General features: G+C 71.4%; 19 protein-coding genes and 2 pseudogenes. 10 read left to right on the top strand and 11 right to left on the bottom strand.

Annotation, left to right across the window (positions count from 1 at the left end; translation table 11 throughout):
- Positions 1-43: 43 nt before the first annotated feature.
- The 6 genes from AB0J12_RS24705 to AB0J12_RS24680 form a co-directional block, all read right to left on the bottom strand.
- The gene (locus AB0J12_RS24705; protein WP_363266564.1) at positions 44-1168 is read right to left on the bottom strand and encodes a Rossmann fold nucleotide-binding protein; all 1125 of its coding nucleotides are present in this window, start codon (positions 1166-1168) and stop codon (positions 44-46) included.
- 26 nt (positions 1169-1194) lie between these two features.
- Positions 1195-1602, bottom strand: coding sequence for a VOC family protein (locus AB0J12_RS24700; RefSeq protein WP_363266563.1), 408 nt, complete (start codon positions 1600-1602; stop codon positions 1195-1197).
- Between the two features lie 100 nt (positions 1603-1702).
- Positions 1703-3094, bottom strand: coding sequence for a hypothetical protein (locus tag AB0J12_RS24695; RefSeq protein ID WP_363266562.1), 1392 nt, complete (start codon positions 3092-3094; stop codon positions 1703-1705).
- Positions 3076-3816 (bottom strand): ATP-binding cassette domain-containing protein, encoded by a 741-nt coding sequence (locus tag AB0J12_RS24690; RefSeq protein ID WP_363266561.1) that lies wholly within the window; start codon positions 3814-3816, stop codon positions 3076-3078. The genes AB0J12_RS24695 and AB0J12_RS24690 overlap by 19 nt, the downstream gene beginning before the upstream one ends.
- A gap of 261 nt (positions 3817-4077) precedes the next feature.
- On the bottom strand, positions 4078-5442 hold the full coding sequence (locus tag AB0J12_RS24685; protein WP_363266560.1) for an aspartate aminotransferase family protein: 1365 nt from the start codon (positions 5440-5442) through the stop codon (positions 4078-4080).
- Positions 5443-5444: 2 nt separating this feature from the next.
- Entirely contained in the window at positions 5445-5996 is a 552-nt protein-coding gene (locus AB0J12_RS24680; RefSeq protein WP_363266640.1) for an Lrp/AsnC family transcriptional regulator, read from the bottom strand.
- A gap of 164 nt (positions 5997-6160) precedes the next feature.
- Here AB0J12_RS24680 and AB0J12_RS24675 point away from each other — a divergent pair, with 164 nt between their 5' ends.
- From AB0J12_RS24675 to AB0J12_RS24665, 3 genes and pseudogenes are all read left to right on the top strand, one after another.
- Complete coding sequence (locus tag AB0J12_RS24675) at positions 6161-7600, top strand: gamma-aminobutyraldehyde dehydrogenase (RefSeq protein WP_363266559.1); 1440 nt, start codon at positions 6161-6163, stop codon at positions 7598-7600.
- Positions 7601-7905: 305 nt separating this feature from the next.
- On the top strand, positions 7906-9090 hold the full coding sequence (locus AB0J12_RS24670; RefSeq protein ID WP_363266558.1) for an extracellular solute-binding protein: 1185 nt from the start codon (positions 7906-7908) through the stop codon (positions 9088-9090).
- 40 nt (positions 9091-9130) lie between these two features.
- Positions 9131-9628: pseudogene (locus AB0J12_RS24665) on the top strand (HXXEE domain-containing protein); the annotation flags it as partial.
- A 67-nt stretch (positions 9629-9695) separates the two neighbouring features.
- Here the strand turns inward: AB0J12_RS24665 and AB0J12_RS24660 are convergent.
- Positions 9696-10859 (bottom strand): serine hydrolase domain-containing protein, encoded by a 1164-nt coding sequence (locus tag AB0J12_RS24660; RefSeq protein ID WP_363266557.1) that lies wholly within the window; start codon positions 10857-10859, stop codon positions 9696-9698.
- A 148-nt stretch (positions 10860-11007) separates the two neighbouring features.
- Positions 11008-11382: a helix-turn-helix domain-containing protein gene (locus AB0J12_RS24655; RefSeq protein WP_363266555.1), complete on the bottom strand. Its 375-nt coding sequence runs from the start codon at positions 11380-11382 to the stop codon at positions 11008-11010.
- 69 nt (positions 11383-11451) lie between these two features.
- On the opposite strand from AB0J12_RS24655, the gene AB0J12_RS24650 reads away from it, so the two are divergent.
- Positions 11452-12045 carry an NADP oxidoreductase gene (locus AB0J12_RS24650; protein ID WP_363266554.1) on the top strand — a complete coding sequence of 198 codons (594 nt, stop codon included), beginning with the start codon at positions 11452-11454 and terminating at the stop codon, positions 12043-12045.
- Here the strand turns inward: AB0J12_RS24650 and AB0J12_RS24645 are convergent.
- Both AB0J12_RS24645 and AB0J12_RS24640 read right to left on the bottom strand, forming a co-directional pair.
- Entirely contained in the window at positions 12042-12767 is a 726-nt protein-coding gene (locus AB0J12_RS24645) for a glycerophosphodiester phosphodiesterase (RefSeq protein ID WP_363266553.1), read from the bottom strand. The genes AB0J12_RS24650 and AB0J12_RS24645 overlap by 4 nt on opposite strands.
- 82 nt (positions 12768-12849) lie before the next feature.
- A pseudogene (locus AB0J12_RS24640) lies at positions 12850-13988 on the bottom strand (adenosine deaminase).
- 174 nt (positions 13989-14162) lie between these two features.
- Between AB0J12_RS24640 and AB0J12_RS24635 the strand changes: the two are divergent.
- Complete coding sequence (locus AB0J12_RS24635; RefSeq protein ID WP_363266552.1) at positions 14163-15029, top strand: DUF4190 domain-containing protein; 867 nt, start codon at positions 14163-14165, stop codon at positions 15027-15029.
- Positions 15030-15211: 182 nt separating this feature from the next.
- Here AB0J12_RS24635 and AB0J12_RS24630 read toward each other — a convergent pair whose 3' ends face one another.
- Positions 15212-15775, bottom strand: a complete 564-nt coding sequence (locus AB0J12_RS24630; protein WP_363266551.1) for an NADAR family protein — start codon at positions 15773-15775, stop codon at positions 15212-15214.
- Positions 15776-16032: 257 nt separating this feature from the next.
- Here AB0J12_RS24630 and AB0J12_RS24625 point away from each other — a divergent pair, with 257 nt between their 5' ends.
- From AB0J12_RS24625 to AB0J12_RS24605, 5 genes are read left to right on the top strand one after another with little or no spacing between them, the layout of a single operon-like run.
- Positions 16033-17574: a gamma-aminobutyraldehyde dehydrogenase gene (locus tag AB0J12_RS24625; RefSeq protein WP_363266550.1), complete on the top strand. Its 1542-nt coding sequence runs from the start codon at positions 16033-16035 to the stop codon at positions 17572-17574.
- 53 nt (positions 17575-17627) lie between these two features.
- Positions 17628-18875 carry a spermidine/putrescine ABC transporter substrate-binding protein gene (locus AB0J12_RS24620; protein WP_363266549.1) on the top strand — a complete coding sequence of 416 codons (1248 nt, stop codon included), beginning with the start codon at positions 17628-17630 and terminating at the stop codon, positions 18873-18875.
- Positions 18876-18880: 5 nt separating this feature from the next.
- Positions 18881-20029 carry an ABC transporter ATP-binding protein gene (locus AB0J12_RS24615; protein WP_363266548.1) on the top strand — a complete coding sequence of 383 codons (1149 nt, stop codon included), beginning with the start codon at positions 18881-18883 and terminating at the stop codon, positions 20027-20029.
- Complete coding sequence (locus AB0J12_RS24610) at positions 20029-20958, top strand: ABC transporter permease (RefSeq protein WP_363266547.1); 930 nt, start codon at positions 20029-20031, stop codon at positions 20956-20958. Before AB0J12_RS24615 ends, AB0J12_RS24610 begins: the two co-directional genes overlap by 1 nt.
- Entirely contained in the window at positions 20959-21759 is an 801-nt protein-coding gene (locus AB0J12_RS24605) for an ABC transporter permease (RefSeq protein WP_363266546.1), read from the top strand.
- The last annotated feature ends 3 nt before the right edge of the window (positions 21760-21762 follow it).

Below are 21762 nucleotides of genomic sequence, written 5' to 3'. Positions count from 1 at the left end.
GTCAACGCATATGCCCGCCAAGGACCTTGCCTTTGCCCTCTTATTAACCGGACAGATGTTTCAACGCCTCCGGCGCCTCCTCGATCCGGTCGACCAGCGCGATCCGGGACGCCATCGAGCGGTCCCGTGCGAGCGACTGCAGCAGCGGCCAGGCGGGCAGCCGCTCCGTCCAGTGCGCCCGGTCCACCAGCACCATCGGCGTCGCCTCGCCACGGGACCCGTAGTAGTTCGGCGTCGCGTTGTCGAAGATCTCCTGTACGGTGCCGGCCGCACCCGGCAGGAACACCACACCCGCGGTGCAGCGGGCCAGCAGGCCGTCCTCACGGGTGGCGTTGGCGAAGTACTTGGCGATGTGCGTGGCGAACGCGTTCGGCGGCTCGTGGCCGTAGAACCACGTCGGGATGCCGATCGACGTGCCGCCGCGCGGCCAGCGGGTACGCACCTCGAACGCGGCCCGCGCCCAGTCGGTGACCGAGGGCCTGAACGACGGTACCGGGGCGAGGAGTTCGAGGGCCGCGGTCAGCATGTCGTCGCCGAAGGGCGCCGTGTACGCGCCCAGGTTCGCCGCCTCCATAGCGCCGGGGCCGCCGCCCGTCGCCACGGTGAGGCCGTTGTGGGCCAGGACGCGGCCCAGGCGCGCGGCACCGGCGTACTCCCGGCTGCCGCGCGCCATCGCGTGGCCGCCCATCACCCCCACGACCCGGGCGCCGGCGAGGACTTCGTCGAGGGCGTCGGAGATTGCGTCGTCGTGGATCGAACGCAGCATGGAGGCGAATATGTCGCCGTCGGCCTTCGTCTGCTGGAACCAGGCGTAGGCGAGCGCGTCCGGGGTGGCCTCGTAGCCGCGGTCGAGGCCGGCGAAGAGTTCCTCGGCGGAGTAGACGAATCCCCGGTAGGGGTCGAAGGGCAGGCCGGGGACGGGCGGGAAGACCAGGGCGTCGGACGCCCGGACGCGGGCGGCTGCCTCGGGGGTCATCGGGCAGCCGAGGAAGACGGCGCCGGCGGTTTCCACGGACAGCAGCACGTCCGTACGGCCCGTCAGGTCCACTGCCTGGACCCGGAACCCGGCGAGAGTGCCGCGCCGGGCGACCACCTCGTCGAACCGGGCGAGGGACTCGATCTCACGGTCATGGGAGCCGTCGTACGGCTGGGCGGGTGTCGGGTGCACCCGCCCATGCTAGGCAAGGGGGTCCGTCAGCCCTGTACGGCCGCCGGGTCCATCCACATGATCTCCCAGGTGTGGCCGTCGAGGTCGTCGAAGGCACGGCCGTACATGAAGCCCATGTCCTGCGTCTTGCCGGTCGCGGTGCCGCCGATCTCGATCGCCCGGTCGACCAGCTCGTCGACCTTGTCGCGGCTCTCGGCGCTCAGGCAGATCAGCACCTCGCTGGTCGTCTTCGTGTCGGCGATCCCCTTGTCGGTGAAGGTCGCGTAGAAGGGCTTCGTCAGCAGCATCACCACGATCGTGTCGCTGATGACGACCGACGCGGCCTTCTCGTCGCTGAACTGGGGGTTGATCGTGTAGCCGAGGCCGGTGAAGAACTTCTTCGAGGCCTCGAGGTCGTTCACGGGCAGGTTCACGAAGATCATCTGCTGGGACATGGGGCCTCTTCCGTTGGTGGCGCGGTGTCGTCGAGGGGGTAGACGCCCGGACACCACGGAACTCATCGGTGGCCGGGGACACTTTTTCGCCCCGGTGTGCTCAGCGGGCGAGGGGCAGCGCGGCCAGTTCCGCCACCAGCAGCGTCAGCGGGCCGAAGACGGCCAGCAGGGCGGCCGCGCGCAGGGCCGCGGCCGAGCGCAGCATCATGGTCGGGGCGCCCAGCCGGAGCAGTGCCGCGATGGTGTCGGCCCGGTCCTGGCGCGCCTCCACGGCGGCGGTGAACAGCGTCGCCACCGCGCAGCCGGCGGTGACGAGGGCGCCCAGCGTGGTCAGCGGACCGAGCGCGGGCGAGCCGGCGTCGCGCAGGGCGGTCGTGGCGAACGCGGCCGACGCGACGGCGCAGACGACACCGAGGGGACGGCCGATGCGGGTGGCCTCCGCCATCAGCACCCGCCCGGCGAGCAGGCGCAGGGCACCCGGGCGGACGGCCTGCAGCAGGCGGCCGGTGAGGTGGGTGAGGCCGGGCCCGGCGAGGGCCAGGCCGACGGCGGTGAGCAGCCAGCCGAGGAGGACGGTGACCGGGCCGGTGGTCAGACCGCCGGGCATGGGCAGGGTCGCCGGGTCGGTGGTGCGGGTGGCGTAGGCCTCGGTGGCCAGGCCGGCGGCGAGAAGGGCGACGCCCCAGGGGAGGAGAGCGGTGGGGTGGGGCTCGGTGGGCGGTGCCGGACGGGTGCTCTCGACCGGAGTCTCCCGCGGACCGTCGGGATCGGTGGCCTCGCCCGGCGCTCGCGTGAGGACGTCCGTGTCCGCCGGTGCCGCCCCGGCGGCAGGGCCGGCCGGGGGCTGCGGCCTGCTCACCGGTTCGCTGCCCCGCAGGCGTGCGCCGAACCTGCCGTACGCCCCGAACGTCTCGCGGACCGCCGTGGTGCCGTACGCGCCGAAGCGGCCGTACGGGTGCGGGGTGGGCCGCAGGCGGGGTTCGCGGGGGCGTCGGGCGAAGGCGACCAGGGTCGAGGCGGTGACCGGCAGGACGGCGAGCAGGGTCAGCGCCGCCGGCACCGGCAGGGGCTGGTCCGCCGCGAGGAACTGGGACGCGGCGCCGTCGAACGGCATGCCGGTGAGGTCACCGCGCAGGTGCAGGAAGACCAGCAGGGCCAGCACCGAGCCCAGCACGGTGGACAGCGCCGTCGTCAGGGCCGCGATCGCCATCAGGCGGGCCGGGCCGAGGCCTACGGCGGACAGGCCGGGGCGGGGCTTGGTAGCGGGGTCGGTGCGGGCGACCGCCAGCGCGAACCACACCGTGGCGGCCAGCGGTACGACGCACCACGCCAGGCGCAGCAGCAGGGACGCCGGGGAGGCACCGGGGTGGCCCAGCGCGTAGCCGAGGGTGCACAGGAGCAGGAAGCCCGTGCCCGCCGAGGCCGCCGCCACCACCAGGCGGCGCAGATGGACGGCCGGGCGGGCACCGCGGGTCAGACGGAGAGCGACCACGCGGTCCGGCCTTCCGTCTCGGCGACCGGCGGCAGGTGCACCGTCTTCACCCGGCGCCCGTCGAGCAGCGACACGGTGCGGTCGGCGAGCGCGGCCGTCTCCGGGTCGGCGGTGGCCAGGACCACGGTGATGCCGTGCGAGCGGGCGGCCGTGGTGAGGGTGCGCAGGACGTGCGCGCGGTCGGCGCGGTGCAGGGGCGCGGTGGGCTCGTCGGCGAAGAGGACCGTGGGCGCCGGGGCGAGAGCGCGGGCGATGCAGGTGCGCTGCCGCTCGGCCTGGGTCAGCTCGTGCGGGCGCCGGCGGGCCTTGTCGCCGATGTCGACGCGCTCCAGCCACTCGGTGGCGGCGACCTTGGCGCGGCGCCGGCCGACGCCGCGCAGCATCAGCGGCAGGGCGGCGTTCTCCCACACGTTCAGCTCGGGCACCAGCAGCGGGGCGGGGTCGATCCAGCCGAAACGGTCGCGGCGCAGGCGCTCGCGGGTGACCGGGCCCATGGTGTGCAGCGGCATGCTGTTGAACCACACCTCGCCGCTCTGGGCCGGGGTGAGTCCGGACAGACAGCGCAGCAGCGTCGTCTTGCCGCTGCCGCGCGGGCCGCCGACGGCGAGGATCTCGCCCTCGCGCACGCCGAGCGAGACCCCTTGAAGCGCGGGGGAGCCGTCGCTGTGCGTGAAGTGCAGGGAGCGTGCCCAGAGCACGTCGTTGTCCGGCGGGGCCTCCATGGGCGTACACCTCGTGTCAGATCCGTAGTTCCCGTGCCATTCCCCCGTGCGGGGGAACGAAGGCAGGGCCGATCGGTCACTGGCACGCTAGGCAGCAGACGCCGGGAGCCCGGACAGCACGCGGCCCCGGGCTCCCGTTTCTCACTCGAACGGGGGCACCGGGGCCGGGATGATCATCCAGACGGAAGATCGGCCGGGGGATGACCGATCAGGACGCCGGGACGATCGGCGTTGTCGGGACGGTGAGGGCCGTCCGGACGGTCACAGCTTCGTCCACGCCTCCGTCAGCGTCGCGCGCAGGATCTGCTCGATCTCGTCGAACGTCTCCTGGGTGGAGATCAGCGGCGGGGCGAGCTGGATGACCGGGTCGCCACGGTCGTCGGCGCGGCAGTACAGGCCGTTGTCGAACAGCGCCTTGGAGAGGAAGCCGTACAGGACGCGCTCGGTCTCCTCGTCGTTGAAGGACTCCTTGGTGGCCTTGTCCTTCACCAGCTCGATGCCGTAGAAGAAGCCGTTGCCGCGGACGTCACCGACGATCGGCAGGTCGTGCAGCTTCTGCAGCGTGGAGAGGAAGGCACCCTCGTTGTCGAGGACGTGCTGGTTCAGCTTCTCCTTGTCGAACAGGTCGAGGTTGGCGAGGCCGACCGCCGCGGAGACCGGGTGGCCGCCGAAGGTGTAGCCGTGCAGGAAGGTGTTGTCGCCCTTGTAGAACGGCTCGGCGAGCCGGTCCGAGACGATGCACGCGCCGATCGGGGAGTAGCCCGAGGTCATGCCCTTGGCGCAGGTGATCATGTCCGGAACGTAGCCGAACTTGTCACAGGCGAACGTCGTGCCGAGGCGGCCGAAGGCGCAGATGACCTCGTCCGACACGAGCAGCACGTCGTACTGGTCGCAGATCTCGCGCACGCGCTGGAAGTAGCCGGGGGGCGGCGGGAAGCAGCCGCCGGCGTTCTGCACCGGCTCCAGGAAGACCGCGGCGACGGTCTCGGGGCCCTCGAAGAGGATCTCCTGCTCGATCTGGTCGGCGGCCCAGCGGCCGAAGGCCTCGGGGTCGTCGCCGAAGAGCGGGGCGCGGTAGATGTTGGTGTTCGGCACCTTGTGCGCGCCCGGTACCAGCGGCTCGAAGGGGGCCTTCAGGCCCGGCAGGCCGGTGATGGACAGAGCGCCCTGCGGGGTGCCGTGGTAGGCGACCGCGCGGGAGATGACCTTGTACTTGGTGGGCTTGCCGACCAGCTTGAAGTACTGCTTGGCGAGCTTCCAGGCGGTCTCGACGGCCTCGCCGCCGCCGGTGGTGAAGAAGACCTTGTTCAGGTCGCCCGGGGCCTCGTTCGCCAGGCGCTCGGCCAGCTCGACGGCCTTGGGGTGGGCGTAGGACCACACCGGGAAGAAGGCCAGCTCCTTGGCCTGCTTGGCGGCCGTCTCGGCGAGTTCCGTGCGACCGTGACCGGCCTGGACCACGAACAGGCCGGCGAGACCGTCGAGGTAGCGCTTGCCCTTGTCGTCGTAGATGTAGGTGCCCTCGCCCCGGACGATCGTCGGGACGGGGGAGTTCTCGTACGAGGACATGCGGGTGAAGTGCATCCACAGGTGGTCGTACGCGGACTTGCTGAGGTCCTTTGAGCTCACGGTTATCGGGTTCCCCACATGTAGGTCTGCTTCTTGAGCTTGAGGTAGACGAAGCTCTCGGTGGAGCGCACGCCGGGCAGGGCCCGGATGCGTTTGTTGATGACGTCCAGCAGGTGGTCGTCGTCCTCGCAGACGATCTCCGCGAGGATGTCGAACGAGCCCGCGGTCATCACCACGTACTCGACTTCCGACATGGCGGTCAGCGCGTCGGCCACCGCCTCGACGTCGCCCTCCACGTTGATGCCGACCATCGCCTGCCTGCGGAAGCCCACGGTGAGCGGGTCCGTGACGGCGACGATCTGCATCACGCCCTGATCGAGCAGCTTCTGGACGCGCTGGCGCACGGCCGCCTCGGAAAGGCCGACGGCCTTGCCGATGGCGGCGTACGGCCGGCGGCCGTCCTCCTGAAGCTGTTCGATGATGGCGAGGGAGACGGCGTCCAGATTCGGATTGCTGCCGTTCCTGGACTCACGAGGGGTGTCGCGGAGGGACTCGCGGGAGTCCCGTGCGTCCCTGGGGTCTGCGCTTCGACTGGCCACGACCTCACTGTGCACGACGTCTCGACAGTTGTGCAAGCCCTGATCGATGAAATTCGTTGTTTACGAGACCGAGACCGACGGATTTCGCAGAAGCGAGGGGATCAGGGGTGTTGAAAACGTGGGCGCAGCGATTAGTCTGGGCATCTCAGTGATTGGACACCGAACTTGGAGGGCCGGCAGTGAGCACCGAGCTGCGTCGTCTGCGCAACTACATCGACGGTGAGTTCCGGGACGCCGCCGACGGACGGACCACCGAGGTGGTCAACCCCGCGACGGGCGAGGCGTACGCGACCGCGCCGCTGTCCGGCCAGGCGGACGTCGACGCCGCGATGGAGGCCGCCGCGCGCGCCTTCCCGGCCTGGCGCGACACCACCCCGGCGGAGCGCCAGAAGGCCCTGCTGAAGATCGCGGACGCGTTCGAGGAGCGCGCCGAGGACCTCATCGCGGCCGAGGTGGAGAACACGGGCAAGCCGATCGGGCTGACCCGCTCCGAGGAGATCCCCCCGATGGTCGACCAGATCCGCTTCTTCGCGGGTGCGGCGCGACTGCTGGAGGGCCGCTCGGCCGGCGAGTACATGGAGGGGATGACCTCGATCATCCGCCGTGAGCCGGTCGGCGTCTGCGCGCAGGTCGCGCCGTGGAACTACCCGATGATGATGGCCGTGTGGAAGTTCGCCCCGGCGATCGCCGCGGGCAACACCGTCGTGCTGAAGCCGTCGGACACCACACCGGCCTCCACCGTGCTGATCGCCGAGATCCTCGGCGGGATCCTGCCCAAGGGCGTCTTCAACGTCGTCTGCGGTGACCGTGAGACCGGCCGTGCCATGGTCGAGCACCCGACCCCGGCGATGGCCTCCATCACCGGCTCGGTCCGCGCGGGCATGTCGGTGGCCGAGTCCGCCGCCAAGGACGTCAAGCGCGTCCACCTGGAGCTGGGCGGCAAGGCCCCGGTCGTCGTCTTCCAGGACACCGACATCGCCAAGGCCGTCGAGGACATCTCCGTGGCCGGCTTCTTCAACGCCGGCCAGGACTGTACGGCCGCCACGCGCGTGCTCGTGCACGAGTCGATCCACGACGATTTCGTCTCCGCGCTCGCCAAGGCCGCGTCCGAGACCAAGACCGGTCAGCCGGACGACGAGGACGTGCTCTTCGGCCCGCTGAACAACCCCAACCAGCTCAAGCAGGTCGAGGGCTTCATCGAGCGGCTGCCCGCCCACGCGCGCGTGGAGGCCGGCGGCAAGCGCGTCGGCGACCAGGGCTACTTCTTCGCGCCGACCGTCGTCTCCGGCCTGAAGCAGGACGACGAGATCATCCAGAACGAGGTGTTCGGCCCGGTCATCACCGTCCAGTCCTTCGCGGACGAGGACCAGGCCGTTCAGTGGGCCAACGGCGTCGAGTACGCCCTGGCCTCCTCGGTGTGGACCAAGGACCACGGCCGTGCCATGCGGATGTCGAAGAAGCTCGACTTCGGCTGCGTGTGGATCAACACCCACATCCCGCTGGTCGCCGAGATGCCGCACGGCGGCTTCAAGAAGTCCGGCTACGGCAAGGACCTGTCGGCGTACGGCTTCGAGGACTACACCCGCATCAAGCACGTCATGACGTCCCTGGACGCGTGACACCACCCCTGCGGGTGCGCTGAGGCCGACGGCCTCGGCCCACGACGCGCGGCCCCGGACGGAGGACGGACCGTCCGGGGCCGCGGTGCGTCCGGCGACGGGACGGGGGCCCGGGGCGGCGGGACGGGGAGGTCTGGGGCGGCGGCGTGTCCGGCGACGGGACGGGGGTGTCCGGGGCCGCTGTGTCCGGCGAGAGACGGGGGAACCCCGGGGCCCGCGGTGATCGACAAGGTGTCGGGCAGGCGCCGTTTCGCTCGACGCCGCGTCAATTGATCACGCGTGTCACCGGGCGGCATGCTGCGCCCATGGCCCTCCCACACCAGACCGTCTCCCGCCGTTCCCTGCTGCGCACCCTCGGCGGAACCACCGCGCTCGGTGCGCTGGCCGGCTGCGGCGTGCCCGCCGCGTACGTCCGGCCCGGCGACCGCGCAGCAGCCGACGCCTCGGCCCGCGACAGACGGCTGACCTGGGCGAACTGGCCGCTGTACATCGACACCGACGACGCCCACCCGAACCGGCGGCCCACGCTGGAGGCGTTCGAGAAGCAGAGCGGGATCGCCGTCGACTACGTCGAGGAGATCAACGACAACGACGAGTTCTTCGGCAAGATCAGCCCGGCGCTGATGAACCATCAGTCCACCGGCCGGGATCTCATCGTCATCAGCGACTGGATGTGCGCGCGGTTCGTCCGGCTGGGCTGGGTGCAGGAACTGGACCGCGCCCGGCAGCCCCATGTCGCCGAGCACCTGGACCCGCTGCTGCGTTCGCCGGCCTTCGACCCGGGCCGCAAGTTCACCGTGCCGTGGCAGTCCGGGATCACCGGCATCGCCTACAACCGCCGCAGGCTCGGCCGAGAGATACGGCACGTCGCCGACCTGTGGGCCGACGACCTGCGCGGCCGGGTCACCCTGCTCTCCGGCCTGGACGAGTCCTTCGCGCTGCTGATGCTGGGCAACGGCGTCGACATCACCCGGTGGACCGCGGACGACTTCCACCGGGTCTGCGACCAGGTCCAGACCCAGGTGCGGCGCGGCCAGATCCGCCGCTTCACCGGCAACGACTACACCAAGGACCTGGTCAGCGGCGACGTCCTGGCCTGTCAGGCCTACTCCGGTGACGTCATCCAGCTGCGCGCGGACAACCCCGACATCGAGTTCGTCGTACCGGAGGAGGGTGCCGAACTGTGGGCGGAGTCGCTCATGGTCCCGAACCTCGCCGCGCACAAGGCCAACGCCGAGCGGCTGATCGACCACTACTACCGGCCCGAGGTCGCCGCCGAACTGGCCGCCTGGGTCAACTACGTCTGCCCGGTCCCGGCGGCCCGGCACGTCCTGGCCGACTCGGACGACAAGGACACCGCGGCCCTGGCGGAGGACCCGCTGATCTTCCCGGACGCGGGCATGCGCCGCCGGCTCGCCATCGCCCGCGACATCACGGCCGAGGAGCGGGTGGATTTCGCGAAGCGGTGGAACAAGATCGCCGGGCTGTAGCAGAATCGCCCGTGTGGATAATTCATCGATCGGTGAAAACCTGTCCGCCCGGGTGACCTTCGGCCTGCTCGCGGCCTGGGCGCTCCACGACCTCGAGGAGCTGGCGGCCGGCCCGCGCTGGGTGCGGCGCAGCCTGCCCCGGCTGCGCGAGCGGTTCCCGGCCGTGCCCGAGCGGGCGTGGCGCGGGATGGAGGCCGTCGACGAGCGGGAGTTCCCGGCGGCGGTCGCGGTCGTCACCACCTTCGTCGCCGCGGCGTCCGCCGCCGGTCACGCCACGGGTGGCCGGTCGGCCTTCTACCAGGCCGCGCTGAACGGCTTCGGCCTGCACGGCCTGGTCCACATGGCGCAGGCCGCCGCCGTACGCGGCTATACCCCCGGGGTCGCCACCTCGCCGCTCCTCGTGGTGCCGTTCACCCTCTGGGCCCGCGGCCGCCTGCGCCGCGCCGGCGTACTGCGCCCGACCCGCCCCTGCGACCTCGCCGTCGGCCTGGCCACGGCGGGCGCCGTCACGGCCGTGGCACACGCGGTGGCCCGGCGGGCGGCCGGGCGGTGGCGCGGTGGGCGGTCGGGCGGTGGCGCGGTGGGCGGTCGGGCGGTGGCCTCGGCTAGCGGGTCGCCGCCGCCACGATCCGCTCGGCGACCGGGTTCGGGTCGTCGTCCTTGGCATCGGTGTCGCCGACGGAGTACACCACCACCCGGCTCAGGTCACGGGTCGCGGCGACGGCCGAGCTGTAGCCGTACCGCGCACCGGTCTTGAACCAGTAGGTGCGTCCCCCGGCCGTGTACGTCTGCAGTCCCGCGCTGTACGTGGCGCCGTCGATGCCGGCCGGCAGCGTGAACATCTCCTCCAGCTGCGGCCCCGGCACGATCCGGCCCCGGAACAGGGCGGTGATCAGCCGCTCCAGGTCGGCCGTGGTCGAGATCATGTCACCGGCCGCCCAGCGGTCCGCCTGGTTCCACTGCGTGACGTCGACCAGCGTCGTCGTCCCGTCCGGCTGCCGTACCTTCTGGTAGCCGTGGTGGTGCGGGCCGCGGATGCGCGGATCGGTGCCGGGGAAGTACGTGTCCCGCATCCCGGCCGGGCGCAGTACCAGCCGGATCGCCTCCTCGGCGTACGGGCGCCCGGTCACCTTCTCGATCAGCATCCCCAGGATCGTGTAGTTGACGTTCAGGTAGTGCTGCCGCTTCCCGGGGCCGAACTCCGGCCCCTTCGCCACCGCCGACGCGACCACCTGAGCCGGCGTGAGGGTGTCGAAGCGATGCGCGTACTGCTCGGCGAAGGAGTCCCCGAACCCGTCACCCGCCTGGACGCCGCTGGTGTGGTTCAACAACTGCCGTACCGTCACCGGCTCGTGGAACGCCGGCCCGAGCAGTCCGGGCAGATACCGCTCGACCGGCGCCCCGAGGTCGACGCGGCCCTGCGCCGCGAGCCGCAGCACGGTCGCCGCCGTCACCACCTTCGTCGTCGAGCCGGCCCGGAAGCGGGCGTCCGGATCTGCCGCCCGGCCACTGGCCAGGTCGTGCACACCCGAACTGCCGCGCCAGCGGCCGTCCGTGCCGCCGGCCCGGACCAGGGCGGCCGTGGCGTCCTCGTCGGGCAGCCCGGCGATGGCCGCCCGCAGCGCGGCGGCGTCCGGGTCGGACGTCCCCCGGGCGGCCGTCAGGGACTGCGGCGCGGGCGCGGCGACGGCCGCGGAGGCCGGCGTGGCCACCGTGACGGCGAGGGCGAGAGCGGCGGTGGCTACCAGGGTGCGGCGGCGAGGGGACATGGGCTGCTCCAGAGACCCGGACGAAGACGGTGCGTGATCATCGTCGTCGTCCGCACGGCTGCCCGGATCGTCTCCGAGGAGGGCTGCCGACCCTGGCCGGGCCCCCATCGACGCACCCGATGTGTCGGGGCACGGGTGGGGTCACCCCCTAAGGGCAGCCGCTGCCTCCGTGCCCCGCATAGCGGTCCTGCGCGGCGAGCACCTCGTCGCAGTGCTCGAAGGCCCATGCGCCGACCGCGTCGATCGGGGCGAGCAACGTCCGGCCCAGGGCGGTGAGTTCGTACTCGACACGGGGCGGCGCACCGCCGTACGCCCGGCGGGCGACCAGCCCGTTGAACTCCAGTCGGCGCAGCGTCTCGGTCAGCACCTTCTGGCTGATCCCGCCGATCAGCGCGCGCAGTTCACCGTGGCGCCGGGGGCCGGTGCCGAGGGCCCACAGCACTACCGCGTTCCAGGTGTTGGCGAGCAGGTCGAAGGCGAGGCGGGCCCGGCAGTCGGCGAGGAAGTCCTGGTCGGTGGTCACGTACCGAATGGTGCCTCAACCTCTGCCTAGCGTGGCGGTGTTGGTCGGGGAACGACGGAGGAGACGCGGATGCGCATCGGAATTCTGGGCAGCGGCGGCATGGCCGACGCGCTCGGCACACAGTGGCGGCGGGCCGGGCACGCGGTGTTCACCGGCGGCCGCTCCGGCGGGGACGGCGGCCTGCGGGAGGCGGCCCGGTTCGGCACGGACGCGGTCCTGCTGGCCCTGCCGTACGACGCCGTGGTGGACGTGGTCGTGGGGCTCGCCGACACACTGGCCGGGCGCACTGTGATCGACTGCACCAACCCGGTCGGCCCAGGATTCACCCTCCGCACGGCCGGCGGCCCCTCGGCCGCCGAACGCATCGCCGCAGCGGCACCCGCCGCGCACGTGGTCAAGGCGTTCAACCTCTGCCATGTCGACGTCTGGCGGCTGACCCCGCCCGTCTTCGGCGGTCGCCCGCTGGCGGTCCCGCTGTGCGGCGACGACGAGGACGCGCTGTCCGCTGTACGCCATCTCGTCCGCGACCTGGGGTGCGAGCCGCTGAACGCCGGGGGACTGACGGAGGCCGGTCTCGTGGAGGCCACGGCCGCGCTCCTCATCCGCCTGTGGGTGGGCGAGGGCGCGGACGCACAGGCGATCGCACCACCGCTCGCCTTCTAGGGCTGTCGTGTGGACGACGAGTGATCCGAACGACGCCCCGGGCTCTCGCGCAGGGAGTTGAGGACGTCAATGCGGTTGGTGGTGATGGAGTCGACGCCGGCGGCGATCAGGCGGCGCATGGCGCGGCGGGTGTCGGGGGTCCAGACGGACAGCAGGTAGCCGTCGCGGTGGACGCGCTCGGCCAGGGCGTGGTCCACCAGGGAGAAGCGGTAGTTCAGCCAGCGCGGCTGCACCGCCTCCAGCAGCGTGGGGCGCGGCGGCGCGAGGCTCGTCCAGGTGAGCGCGATCTCCGCGGAGGGGTCGGCGGCACGCACCGCCAGCATGGCCCGGGCCGCCGCGCAGTAGTACACGCGGTCCTGCGCGCCCGCCTCCCGGACCACGTCCACGACCCGGCGCGCTGCCCTCACGTCCGGCGTGCCGGGCAGGTCGAGCATCACCCGGCTGCCGTCCGTCGCCGCCAGCGCCGCCGCCAGGGTCGGCACCCCGCCGCCGGTCAGGCCCTCCACCTCGGCCAGCGACAGCGCGAGCAGCGGGCGGTCCTGCTCCCACAGCCGCTTCAGCGTCTCGTCGTGCAGGAGGACGGGGACGCCGTCCCGGGTGAGCCGTACGTCGATCTCCACGGCGTCCGCGCCCGCGGCGAGCGCGGAACGCAGGGAGGCGATCGTGTTCTCCCGGACGCGGTACGGGTCGCCGCGGTGCGCCACGGCCGTCAGGGTCTCCATGCGGGCCATTGTGACGGCAGCCGGTCCCCGGCCGTCGACCAAGGTCGTTCCGGGCCCGTCGACGGCAGCGGGCCGGTGATCGTCAGGCGGTGAGCCACCGCGCGGTGTACGTGTCGATCTCCTCGCGGATACGGGTCTTGCCGGCGTCGTCCAGGAAGGAGACGTCGACGGCGTTCTTCGCCAGCCCGGCGAGGCCTCGCTCGTCGAGGTCCAGCAGCCGGGCGGCGACCCCGTACTCGTTGTTCAGGTCGGTGCCGAACATCGGCGGGTCGTCGGAGTTGATCGTCACCAGGACACCGGCCCGCACGAACTCCTTGATCGGGTGCTCGTCGAGCGTGGCCACCGCGCGCGTGGCGATGTTCGACGTCGGGCACACCTCCAGCGGGATGCGGTGCTCGGCGAGGTGCGCGAGCAGCGTCGCGTCCTGCGCGGAACTCGTGCCGTGCCCGATCCGCTCCGCGCCCAGGTACGTCAGCGCGTCCCACACCGTCTGCGGGCCGGTGGTCTCGCCCGCGTGCGGCACCGAGTGCAGCCCGGCCGCGATCGCCCGGTCGAAGTACGGCTTGAACTGCGGGCGCGGCACACCGATCTCCGGCCCGCCCAGGCCGAAGGAGACCAGCCCCTCGGGGCGCACCGCGTCGTCCGTGGCGAGCCGGGTCGTCACCTCGGCCGCCTCCAGGCCGGCCTCGCCGGGGATGTCGAAGCACCAGCGCAGCACCGTGCCGAACTCGGCCTCGGCCGCCTTGCGGGCGTCCTCTATCGCCGTCATGAACGCCTGCTCGTCGATCCCGCGGCGCACGGAGGAGTACGGCGTGATGGTCAGCTCGGCGTAGCGCACCTGCTGGCGGGCCAGGTCGCGGGCCACCTCGTAGGTGAGCAGGCGGACGTCCTCCGGGGTGCGGATCAGGTCGACGACGGACAGGTAGACCTCGATGAAGTGGGCGAAGTCCGTGAACGTGAAGTAGTCGGCCAGCGCCTCGGGGTCGGTCGGGACCTTGGAGTCGGGGTGGCGGGCGGCCAGCTCGGAGACGATCCGGGGAGAGGCGGAGCCGACGTGGTGCACGTGCAGTTCGGCCTTGGGCAGACCGGCGATGAAGGCGTGCAGGTCGCGCGGGACGGGCGCGGCGGCTGCGTCGAAGTGCTCGGTCAAGGGTCCTCCCCGGGACGGCGCCCCGGCCGGCGGTGCCGGTGCCGGGACGCGGTGATCGGCTGATCGGTGATTCGGGATCATCGTAGGCCGGGACGGGGGAGGGGTGACGGGAGGTCCTGGGCGGGGGGTTCGCTCCTGTCGCTGTCGCTGTCGCTGTCGCTGTCGCCGGGCCGACCGGGGGGCTGGGGTGGGGCGTGCGGTCGCGCCGTAGCATGGCGGGACGTTCGCAGAGGGGGGATTCGCGCATGGCCGACGACACGGGGGCACCGGGGATACTGGGGACGCCTGAGAACGGGACCGCAGACCGGCCCGGCGCGGGGGAGAGCCCGAGGGTGTCGCTCGGCAAGGGCCCGGCGGCCGGGGGTGGGTCCGCCTCCGGTGACTCCCCGGCGCAGGCCACGGGCGCTGCGTCCGGTTCCGGCGGCCGTGCCGCCCCGTGGGCCGCTCCCGGCGCGGCGGAGGGGCCCGGACACGGACACGGTGTCGCCTCCTCGGGGCCGCTCGCCCCGTCACCCCTGCAGGAGCAGCAGACGTTCGCCTCCGTCCCCGGCGGCACGGACACCGCGCACTCCTGGCCCGAACCCAACCCCTTCGCCCCGCCGCCGTCGCACCACGTCGGCGGTGCCCATCCTTTCGCGCCGCCGCAGCCGGGCCATGTCACCGACGCCAACCCCTTCGCGCCCCCGGCCGTGTCCTCGTCGCCGGGTGAGCCGGTGCCGCCGCCGCCCATCGCCCCGGACGGTCCCGGCCAGGTCCCCTACGGCTACCCCGGCCCTCTCGGCTACCCGGGAGCGGCCGGCGGCGCCCATGGCCCCCAGGCCCACGGCTACCCGGCCGGCTACTACGGCTGGCCCGGCATGCAGCCCCTGCCCAGCAACGGCATGGGGACGGCGGGACTGGTGCTCGGCATCATCGGCGCCGTCATCTTCTGCGCGTGGCCGCTGGCCATCATCGCGGGTGCTCTCGGCGTGATCTTCGGCGCGATCGGCCGCAGCAAGGCCAAGCGGGGCGAGGCCACCAACCCCGGCCAGGCCCTCGCCGGCATCATCTGCGGCGCCGCGGGCATCGTCCTCGGCGTGGGCTTCCTGATCCTGGTGATCGCGACCTCCTGACACGGACGCGCATGCGAGCCGACGTCCCGGGCCGGGCGCGCAACGCCGGCCGACCCCTCATGCGAGGGGCGCCCCCCCCACGCCCCCACGCGAGCCGCCCGCCCCCTCACGCGAGCAGCGCCCGCCCACACCCCCACACGAGCCGCCCGCCGACCCTCACGCGAGCAGCGCCCGCCGACCCCTCACGCGAGCCCGTGACCCAACCGCTCCCGCGCCTCCATCAACGCGAAGCCCAGCAGGTTCGGCCCCTGCCACCGCTCCGGGTCCGTCGCCGCATCGTCGTCCGCCGCGAGGCCGATGCCCCAGACACGGTCGACCGGGCTCGCCTCGACCAGCACCCGGTCGCCCGTGTTCAGCAGGAACTCCCGCAGCTCCGGGTCGGCCGAGAACTTGTGCACGCTGCCCTCGACGACGATCCGGAACCGCTCGCGCGCCCACACCGCCTCGTCGAAGCCGCGCACCAGGCGCCCCGCCTTCTTGGCCTCGGCCGGGTGCGAGGCGGCCAGAACCCGCCGCTCCGCCTCCGCGTCGTCGAACAGCCGCGCCTTGCCGGCCATCATCCAGTGCTCGGCCGTGGCGTACCGCACGCCGTCGACCACGAACGGTGAGGACCACCACTGGCTCAGACAGCTCGCGCCGACCCGGCCGTCGGGCCGCGGCCGGTGTCCCCAGAAGCAGAGGTACTTGATCCTCGCCCCCGCGTGGACCGCCCTGACCAGGGCCTCCCGAGAATCGATCTTCGTCATGCACGCGAGTCTGGCACGCGCCACTGACACTGCGTCCGCCCTTTTCCGGTATCACTCGACACCTGGTCGACCGAATTCGTCGCGTAACCGAAAGGCAACAACGGAATCCCTTGTCCACGTCCCGGGCCTCTGTCAGGATCGGCACTCAAATCGAGCTGGAGCTACGCCACCCACCCCCCAGGGACAGCCACCCATCCCCACGGGACAGCCACCCACCTCCCTCACGGGACAGGGGTACGACGGCGGAGGAGAGCGACATGCACAACCCGGGCACCACCCCGGAGAGGTCCGCGGAATTCCCCGCACAGGAGCGTTTCGCGGACGGCGCGCAGTACATCGCGGGACGCCTCACCCGGGGCACCTCGGGCCGCACCCACGCGGTCGTCGACCCGGCCACCGGCGAGGACGTCTTCACCTACGAGCTGGCCGGCGCCGACGACGTCGACGCGGCCGTGGCCGCAGCCCGCGCGGCCTTCCCCGGCTGGGCCGGTGCCACACCCGGGGAGCGGTCCGACGCCCTGCACCGCTTCGCCGCGGTCCTCGCCGACCGGGCGGAGGACTTCGCCCGCGCCGAGTCGCTGCAGTGCGGCAAGCCGCTCAAGCTCAGCCGCGAGTTCGACGTGCCGGGGACGGTCGACAACACCGCGTTCTTCGCCGGTGCCGCCCGGCACCTGCAGGGGCAGTCGGCCGGTGAGTACTCCGGTGACCACACGTCGTACGTCCGCCGTGAGCCGATCGGTGTCGTCGGGTCCATCGCGCCGTGGAACTACCCGCTGCAGATGGCCGCCTGGAAGATCCTCCCGGCGATCGCCGCGGGCAACACCATCGTGCTGAAGCCCGCCGAGCTGACCCCGCTCACCTCGCTGCTGTTCGCCGAGGCCGCCACCGCGGCCGGTATCCCCGACGGCGTCATCAACGTCGTCACCGGGACCGGGAAGGAGGCCGGTGAGCGCCTGGTGGGTCACCCGGACGTGGCCATGACCTCCTTCACCGGCTCCACCGGGGTCGGCAAGCGGGTCGCCGAGGTCGCCACCGCCACCGTCAAGCGCCTGCATCTGGAGCTCGGCGGCAAGGCCCCCTTCGTGGTCTTCGACGACGCCGACCTGGACGCGGCCGTCAACGGCGCGGTCGCCGGCGCGCTCATCAACACCGGGCAGGACTGCACGGCCGCCACGCGCGCGTACGTACAGCGCCCGCTGTACGACGAGTTCGTGGCCCGGACAGCCGCGCTGATGGAGACGGTGCGGCTCGGCGACCCGTTCGCCCCCGGCACCGACCTCGGACCGCTGATCTCGCACGCCCAGCGCGACCGCGTGGCCGGCTTCGTCGACCGGGCGCGTGCCTACGCGCGCGTGGTCACCGGCGGGGAGGCACCCGGCGGCGAGCTGGCCAAGGGCGCCTACTACCGGCCCACCCTGGTCGCCGACGCCCCGCAGGACAGCGAGATCGTCCAGGCGGAGATCTTCGGCCCCGTGTTGGTCGTTCTGCCGTTCGACAGCGACGATGAAGGCATCCGGCTGGCCAACGACACCCCCTACGGCCTCGCCGCCTCCGCCTGGAGCCGGGACGTGTACCGGGCGAACCGGGCGACACGCGAGATCAAGGCGGGGTGCGTGTGGATCAACGACCACATCCCGATCATCAGCGAGATGCCCCACGGCGGTTACAAGGCGTCCGGCTTCGGCAAGGACATGTCATCGTACTCGTTCGAGGAGTACACGCAGATCAAGCACGTCATGTTCGACAACACGGCGGTCGTCAGGAAGGACTGGCACCGCACGATCTTCGGGGACCGATAGCCACGACGGGCCACCGACCACGGTCCACCCCTCCCGAAAGGGCAACCACGCGCATGGAGAGTTACGAGCCCGACCGCCTGACGCCGGCCCAAGCGGCCGCCATGCGGCGCAGCTTCCGCAGCGGCCGGGCCGCCCTCACCCGCCGTTCCCTGCTGCGCGCCTCCGCGGGCGGCGCGCTCGCGGTCGGCGGACTCGGGGCGCTGAGCGCCTGCGGGATCCCCGCGGCCGGCAAGACAGCGGGCGGCACGTCCGCCGAGGACCACTCGGCCCAGGAGAAGACCGTCAACTTCTCCAACTGGACCGAGTACATGGATGTCGACGACGCGGGCAAGCACCACCCGACCCTCGACCGGTTCACCCGGCGCACCGGCATCACGGTCCGCTACACCGAGGACATCAACGACAACAACGAGTTCTTCGGCAAGATCCAGCCGCAGCTCGCCGCGGGCCAGGACACCGGCCGCGATCTGATCGTCCTCACCGACTGGATGGCCGCCCGCCTGATCCGTCTGGGCTGGGTGCAGAAGCTGGACCCGGCGCACCTGCCGCACGCCTACGCCAACCTCTCGCAGCAGTTCCGCAATCCCGACTGGGACCCGGGACGGGCGTACTCCTACCCCTGGCAGGGCATCTCCACGGTGATCGCCTACAACAAGAAGGCACTGGGCGGCGTCGAGGTGAAGTCGGTCTCCGACCTGCTCGACAACCGCAAGCTCAAGGGCCGCGTCGGCTTCCTCACCGAGATGCGCGACAGCGTCGGCATGACGCTGCTGGACATGGGCAAGGACCCGGCGAAGTTCACCGACGACGACTTCGACGCGGCGATCGCCCGCCTGCAGAAGGGCGTGGACAGCGGCCAGATCCGCCGTTTCACCGGCAACGACTACACCTCCGACCTCACCAAGGGCGACCTCGCCGCCTGTCTGGCCTGGGCCGGTGACGTCGTGCAGCTGAAGGCGGACAGCCCGGACGTCGACTTCATCATCCCGGACAGCGGGTACATCACCTCGACCGACGTGATGCTGATCCCCAACAAGGCGCGTCACAAGACCAACGCCGAGCGGCTCATCGACTACTACTACGAGCCGCAGCCGGCCGCCGAGCTCGCCGCCTACATCAACTACGTCTGTCCGGTCGACGGCGTGAAGGCCGAGCTTGCAAAGATCGACAAGGATGCGGCGAACAACCCGCTGATCATCCCCGACAAGGCAATGCAGGCGAAGTCCCGCCCCTTCCGCTCCCTGACGCAGAAGGAAGAGACCGCCTACGAACAGAAATTCGCGAAGCTCACTGGGGCGTGACGATCATGACGACGACAGACAACAGCGGCGACGTCCGCCTCTCCGGGATCAGCAAGACCTACGGCGCCTTCACCGCCGTACACCCGCTCGACCTGACCGTGCCGCAGGGCTCCTTCTTCGCCCTGCTCGGCGCCTCCGGCTGCGGCAAGACCACCACCCTGCGCATGATCGCCGGCCTGGAGGAGCCCACCAGCGGCACCGTCCGCCTCGGCGACCAGGACGTGACCCGTCTGCCGCCCTACAAGCGGCCCGTGAACACGGTCTTCCAGTCCTACGCCCTCTTCCCGCACCTCGACATCTTCGAGAACGTCGCCTTCGGTCTGCGCCGGCGCGGCATCAAGAGCGTGAAGAAGCAGGTCGAGGACATGCTGGAGCTGGTCCAGCTCGGCGAGCAGGCGCGCAAGAAGCCGCACCAGCTCTCCGGCGGCCAGCAGCAGCGCGTCGCGGTCGCCCGCGCGCTGATCAACCACCCGAAGGTGCTGCTGCTCGACGAGCCGCTCGGCGCCCTGGACCTGAAGCTGCGCCGCCAGATGCAGCTGGAGCTCAAGCGCATCCAGATGGAGGTCGGCATCACCTTCGTGCACGTCACGCACGACCAGGAGGAGGCCATGACCATGGCCGACACGGTCGCCGTGATGAACGCCGGCCGCGTCGAGCAGCTCGGCGCGCCCACCGACCTGTACGAGAACCCGCAGACCACGTTCGTCGCGAACTTCCTCGGCACCTCCAACCTGATCGAGGCCGAGGTCGACACCAAGAGCGGCGACGACATCGTCCTGAAGGCGGGCGGCGGCAAGCTGGTGCTGCCACAGGCGCGCTGTTCCGCGCCCGCCACCGCCGGCGGCAAGGTGCTGGTCGGCATCCGCCCGGAGAAGATCGCGCTCACGCACGCCGACGACGCGGGCTCGATCCCGGAGGGCCGCAACCGCGTCACCGGAAAGATCGCCGACGCGAGCTTCATCGGCGTCTCCACGCAGTACGTCATCGACAGCCCCGTCTGCGACGAGCTGGCGGTGTACGTGCAGAACGTCGAGCGCGACGGCCGGCTCGTTCCCGGCGCCGACGTGGTCCTGCACTGGAGCCCCGCGCACACCTTCGGCATGGACGCGACCCAGGACATCGACGCGGGCACCGAGGAAGAGGCGGCGGCCTGATGTCGACGCTCACCGAGGCGCCCCCGCCGCTCACCCCCACCGCACCGGAGAAGAAGCCGCCGCGCAAGCGGGGCCGCCTCACGCCGTACTGGCTGCTGCTGCCCGGCCTGCTGTGGCTGATCGTCTTCTTCGCGCTGCCGATGATCTACCAGGGCTCCACGTCCGTGCAGACGGGCTCCCTGGAGACCGGCTACAAGGTCACCTGGCACTTCGCCACCTACTGGAACGCGCTCGCCGAGTACTGGCCGCAGTTCCTGCGCTCGGTCGCCTACGCGGCCGCCGCGACCGTGCTGTGCCTGCTGCTCGGCTACCCGCTGGCGTATCTGATCGCCTTCCGCGCGGGACGCTGGAAGAACCTGGTCATGATCCTGGTGATCGCGCCCTTCTTCACCAGCTTCCTGATCCGCACCCTCGCCTGGAAGACGATCCTCGCCGACGGCGGCCCGGTCGTCGGCGCACTGAACACGCTGCACGTCCTCGACGTCACCAGCTGGCTCGGCTGGACGGCCGGCGACCGTGTGCTGGCCACACCGCTCGCGGTGGTGTGCGGTCTGACGTACAACTTCCTGCCGTTCATGATCCTGCCGCTGTACACGTCCCTGGAGCGCATCGACGGGCGGCTGCACGAGGCGGCCGGCGACCTGTACGCGCGGCCGTGGACCACCTTCCGCAAGGTGACCTTCCCGCTGTCGATGCCGGGCGTCGTCTCCGGCACGCTGCTCACCTTCATTCCGGCGGCCGGCGACTACGTCAACGCCGAACTGCTCGGGTCCACCGACACCCGCATGATCGGCAACGTCATCCAGACACAGTTCCTCCGGATCCTGGACTATCCGACAGCCGCCGCGCTGTCCTTCATCCTCATGGCCGCGATCCTTCTCATGGTCACCTTCTACATCCGCAGGTCCGGGACGGAGGATCTGGTCTAAATGCCCTTCGTCAACTGGCTCAAGAAGAAGCTCGTCGTCATCGCGGGCCTGATCACGCTCGCCTATCTGCTGCTGCCGAACATCGTCGTCACGGTGTTCTCCTTCAACAAACCGAAGGGACGCTTCAACTACGAGTGGCAGCAGTTCTCCACGGACGCCTGGAAGGACCCGTGCGGCGTCGCCGACATGTGCGGCTCGCTCGGCATCAGCCTGCAGATCGCGGTGTGGGCGACCGTCGGCGCCACCCTGCTCGGCACGATGATCGCCTTCGCGCTGGTGCGCTACCGCTTCCGCGCCCGGGGCGTGGTCAACTCGCTGATCTTCCTGCCGATGGCGATGCCCGAGGTCGTCATGGCGGCCTCGCTGCTCACCCTGTTCCTCAACATGGGCGCGCCGCTGGGCTTCTGGACGATCCTGATCGCGCACATCATGTTCTGCCTCAGCTTCGTCGTCACCGCGGTCAAGGCGCGCGTGATGTCGATGGACCCGCGCCTGGAGCAGGCCGCGCAGGACCTCTACGCCGGACCGGTGCAGACGTTCGTGCGGGTCACCCTGCCCATCGCGGCGCCCGGAATCGCCGCGGGCGCGCTGCTCGCCTTCGCGCTCTCCTTCGACGATTTCATCATCACCAATTTCAACGCGGGCTCGACCGTCACCTTCCCCATGTTCGTGTGGGGTTCGGCGCAGCGCGGCACGCCCGTCCAGATCAATGTCATCGGTACGGCCATGTTCCTGGTCGCCGTCCTGTGCGTGCTGTTCGCCATGGCGGCAGGAAACCGCCGCGGCAAGCACAAGGCGTGAGTC

The organism is Streptomyces sp. NPDC049915, from assembly GCF_040656475.1.
Taxonomy (GTDB): Bacteria; Actinomycetota; Actinomycetes; order Streptomycetales; family Streptomycetaceae; genus Streptomyces.
This window is presented reverse-complemented; position numbering and strand designations above follow the sequence as displayed.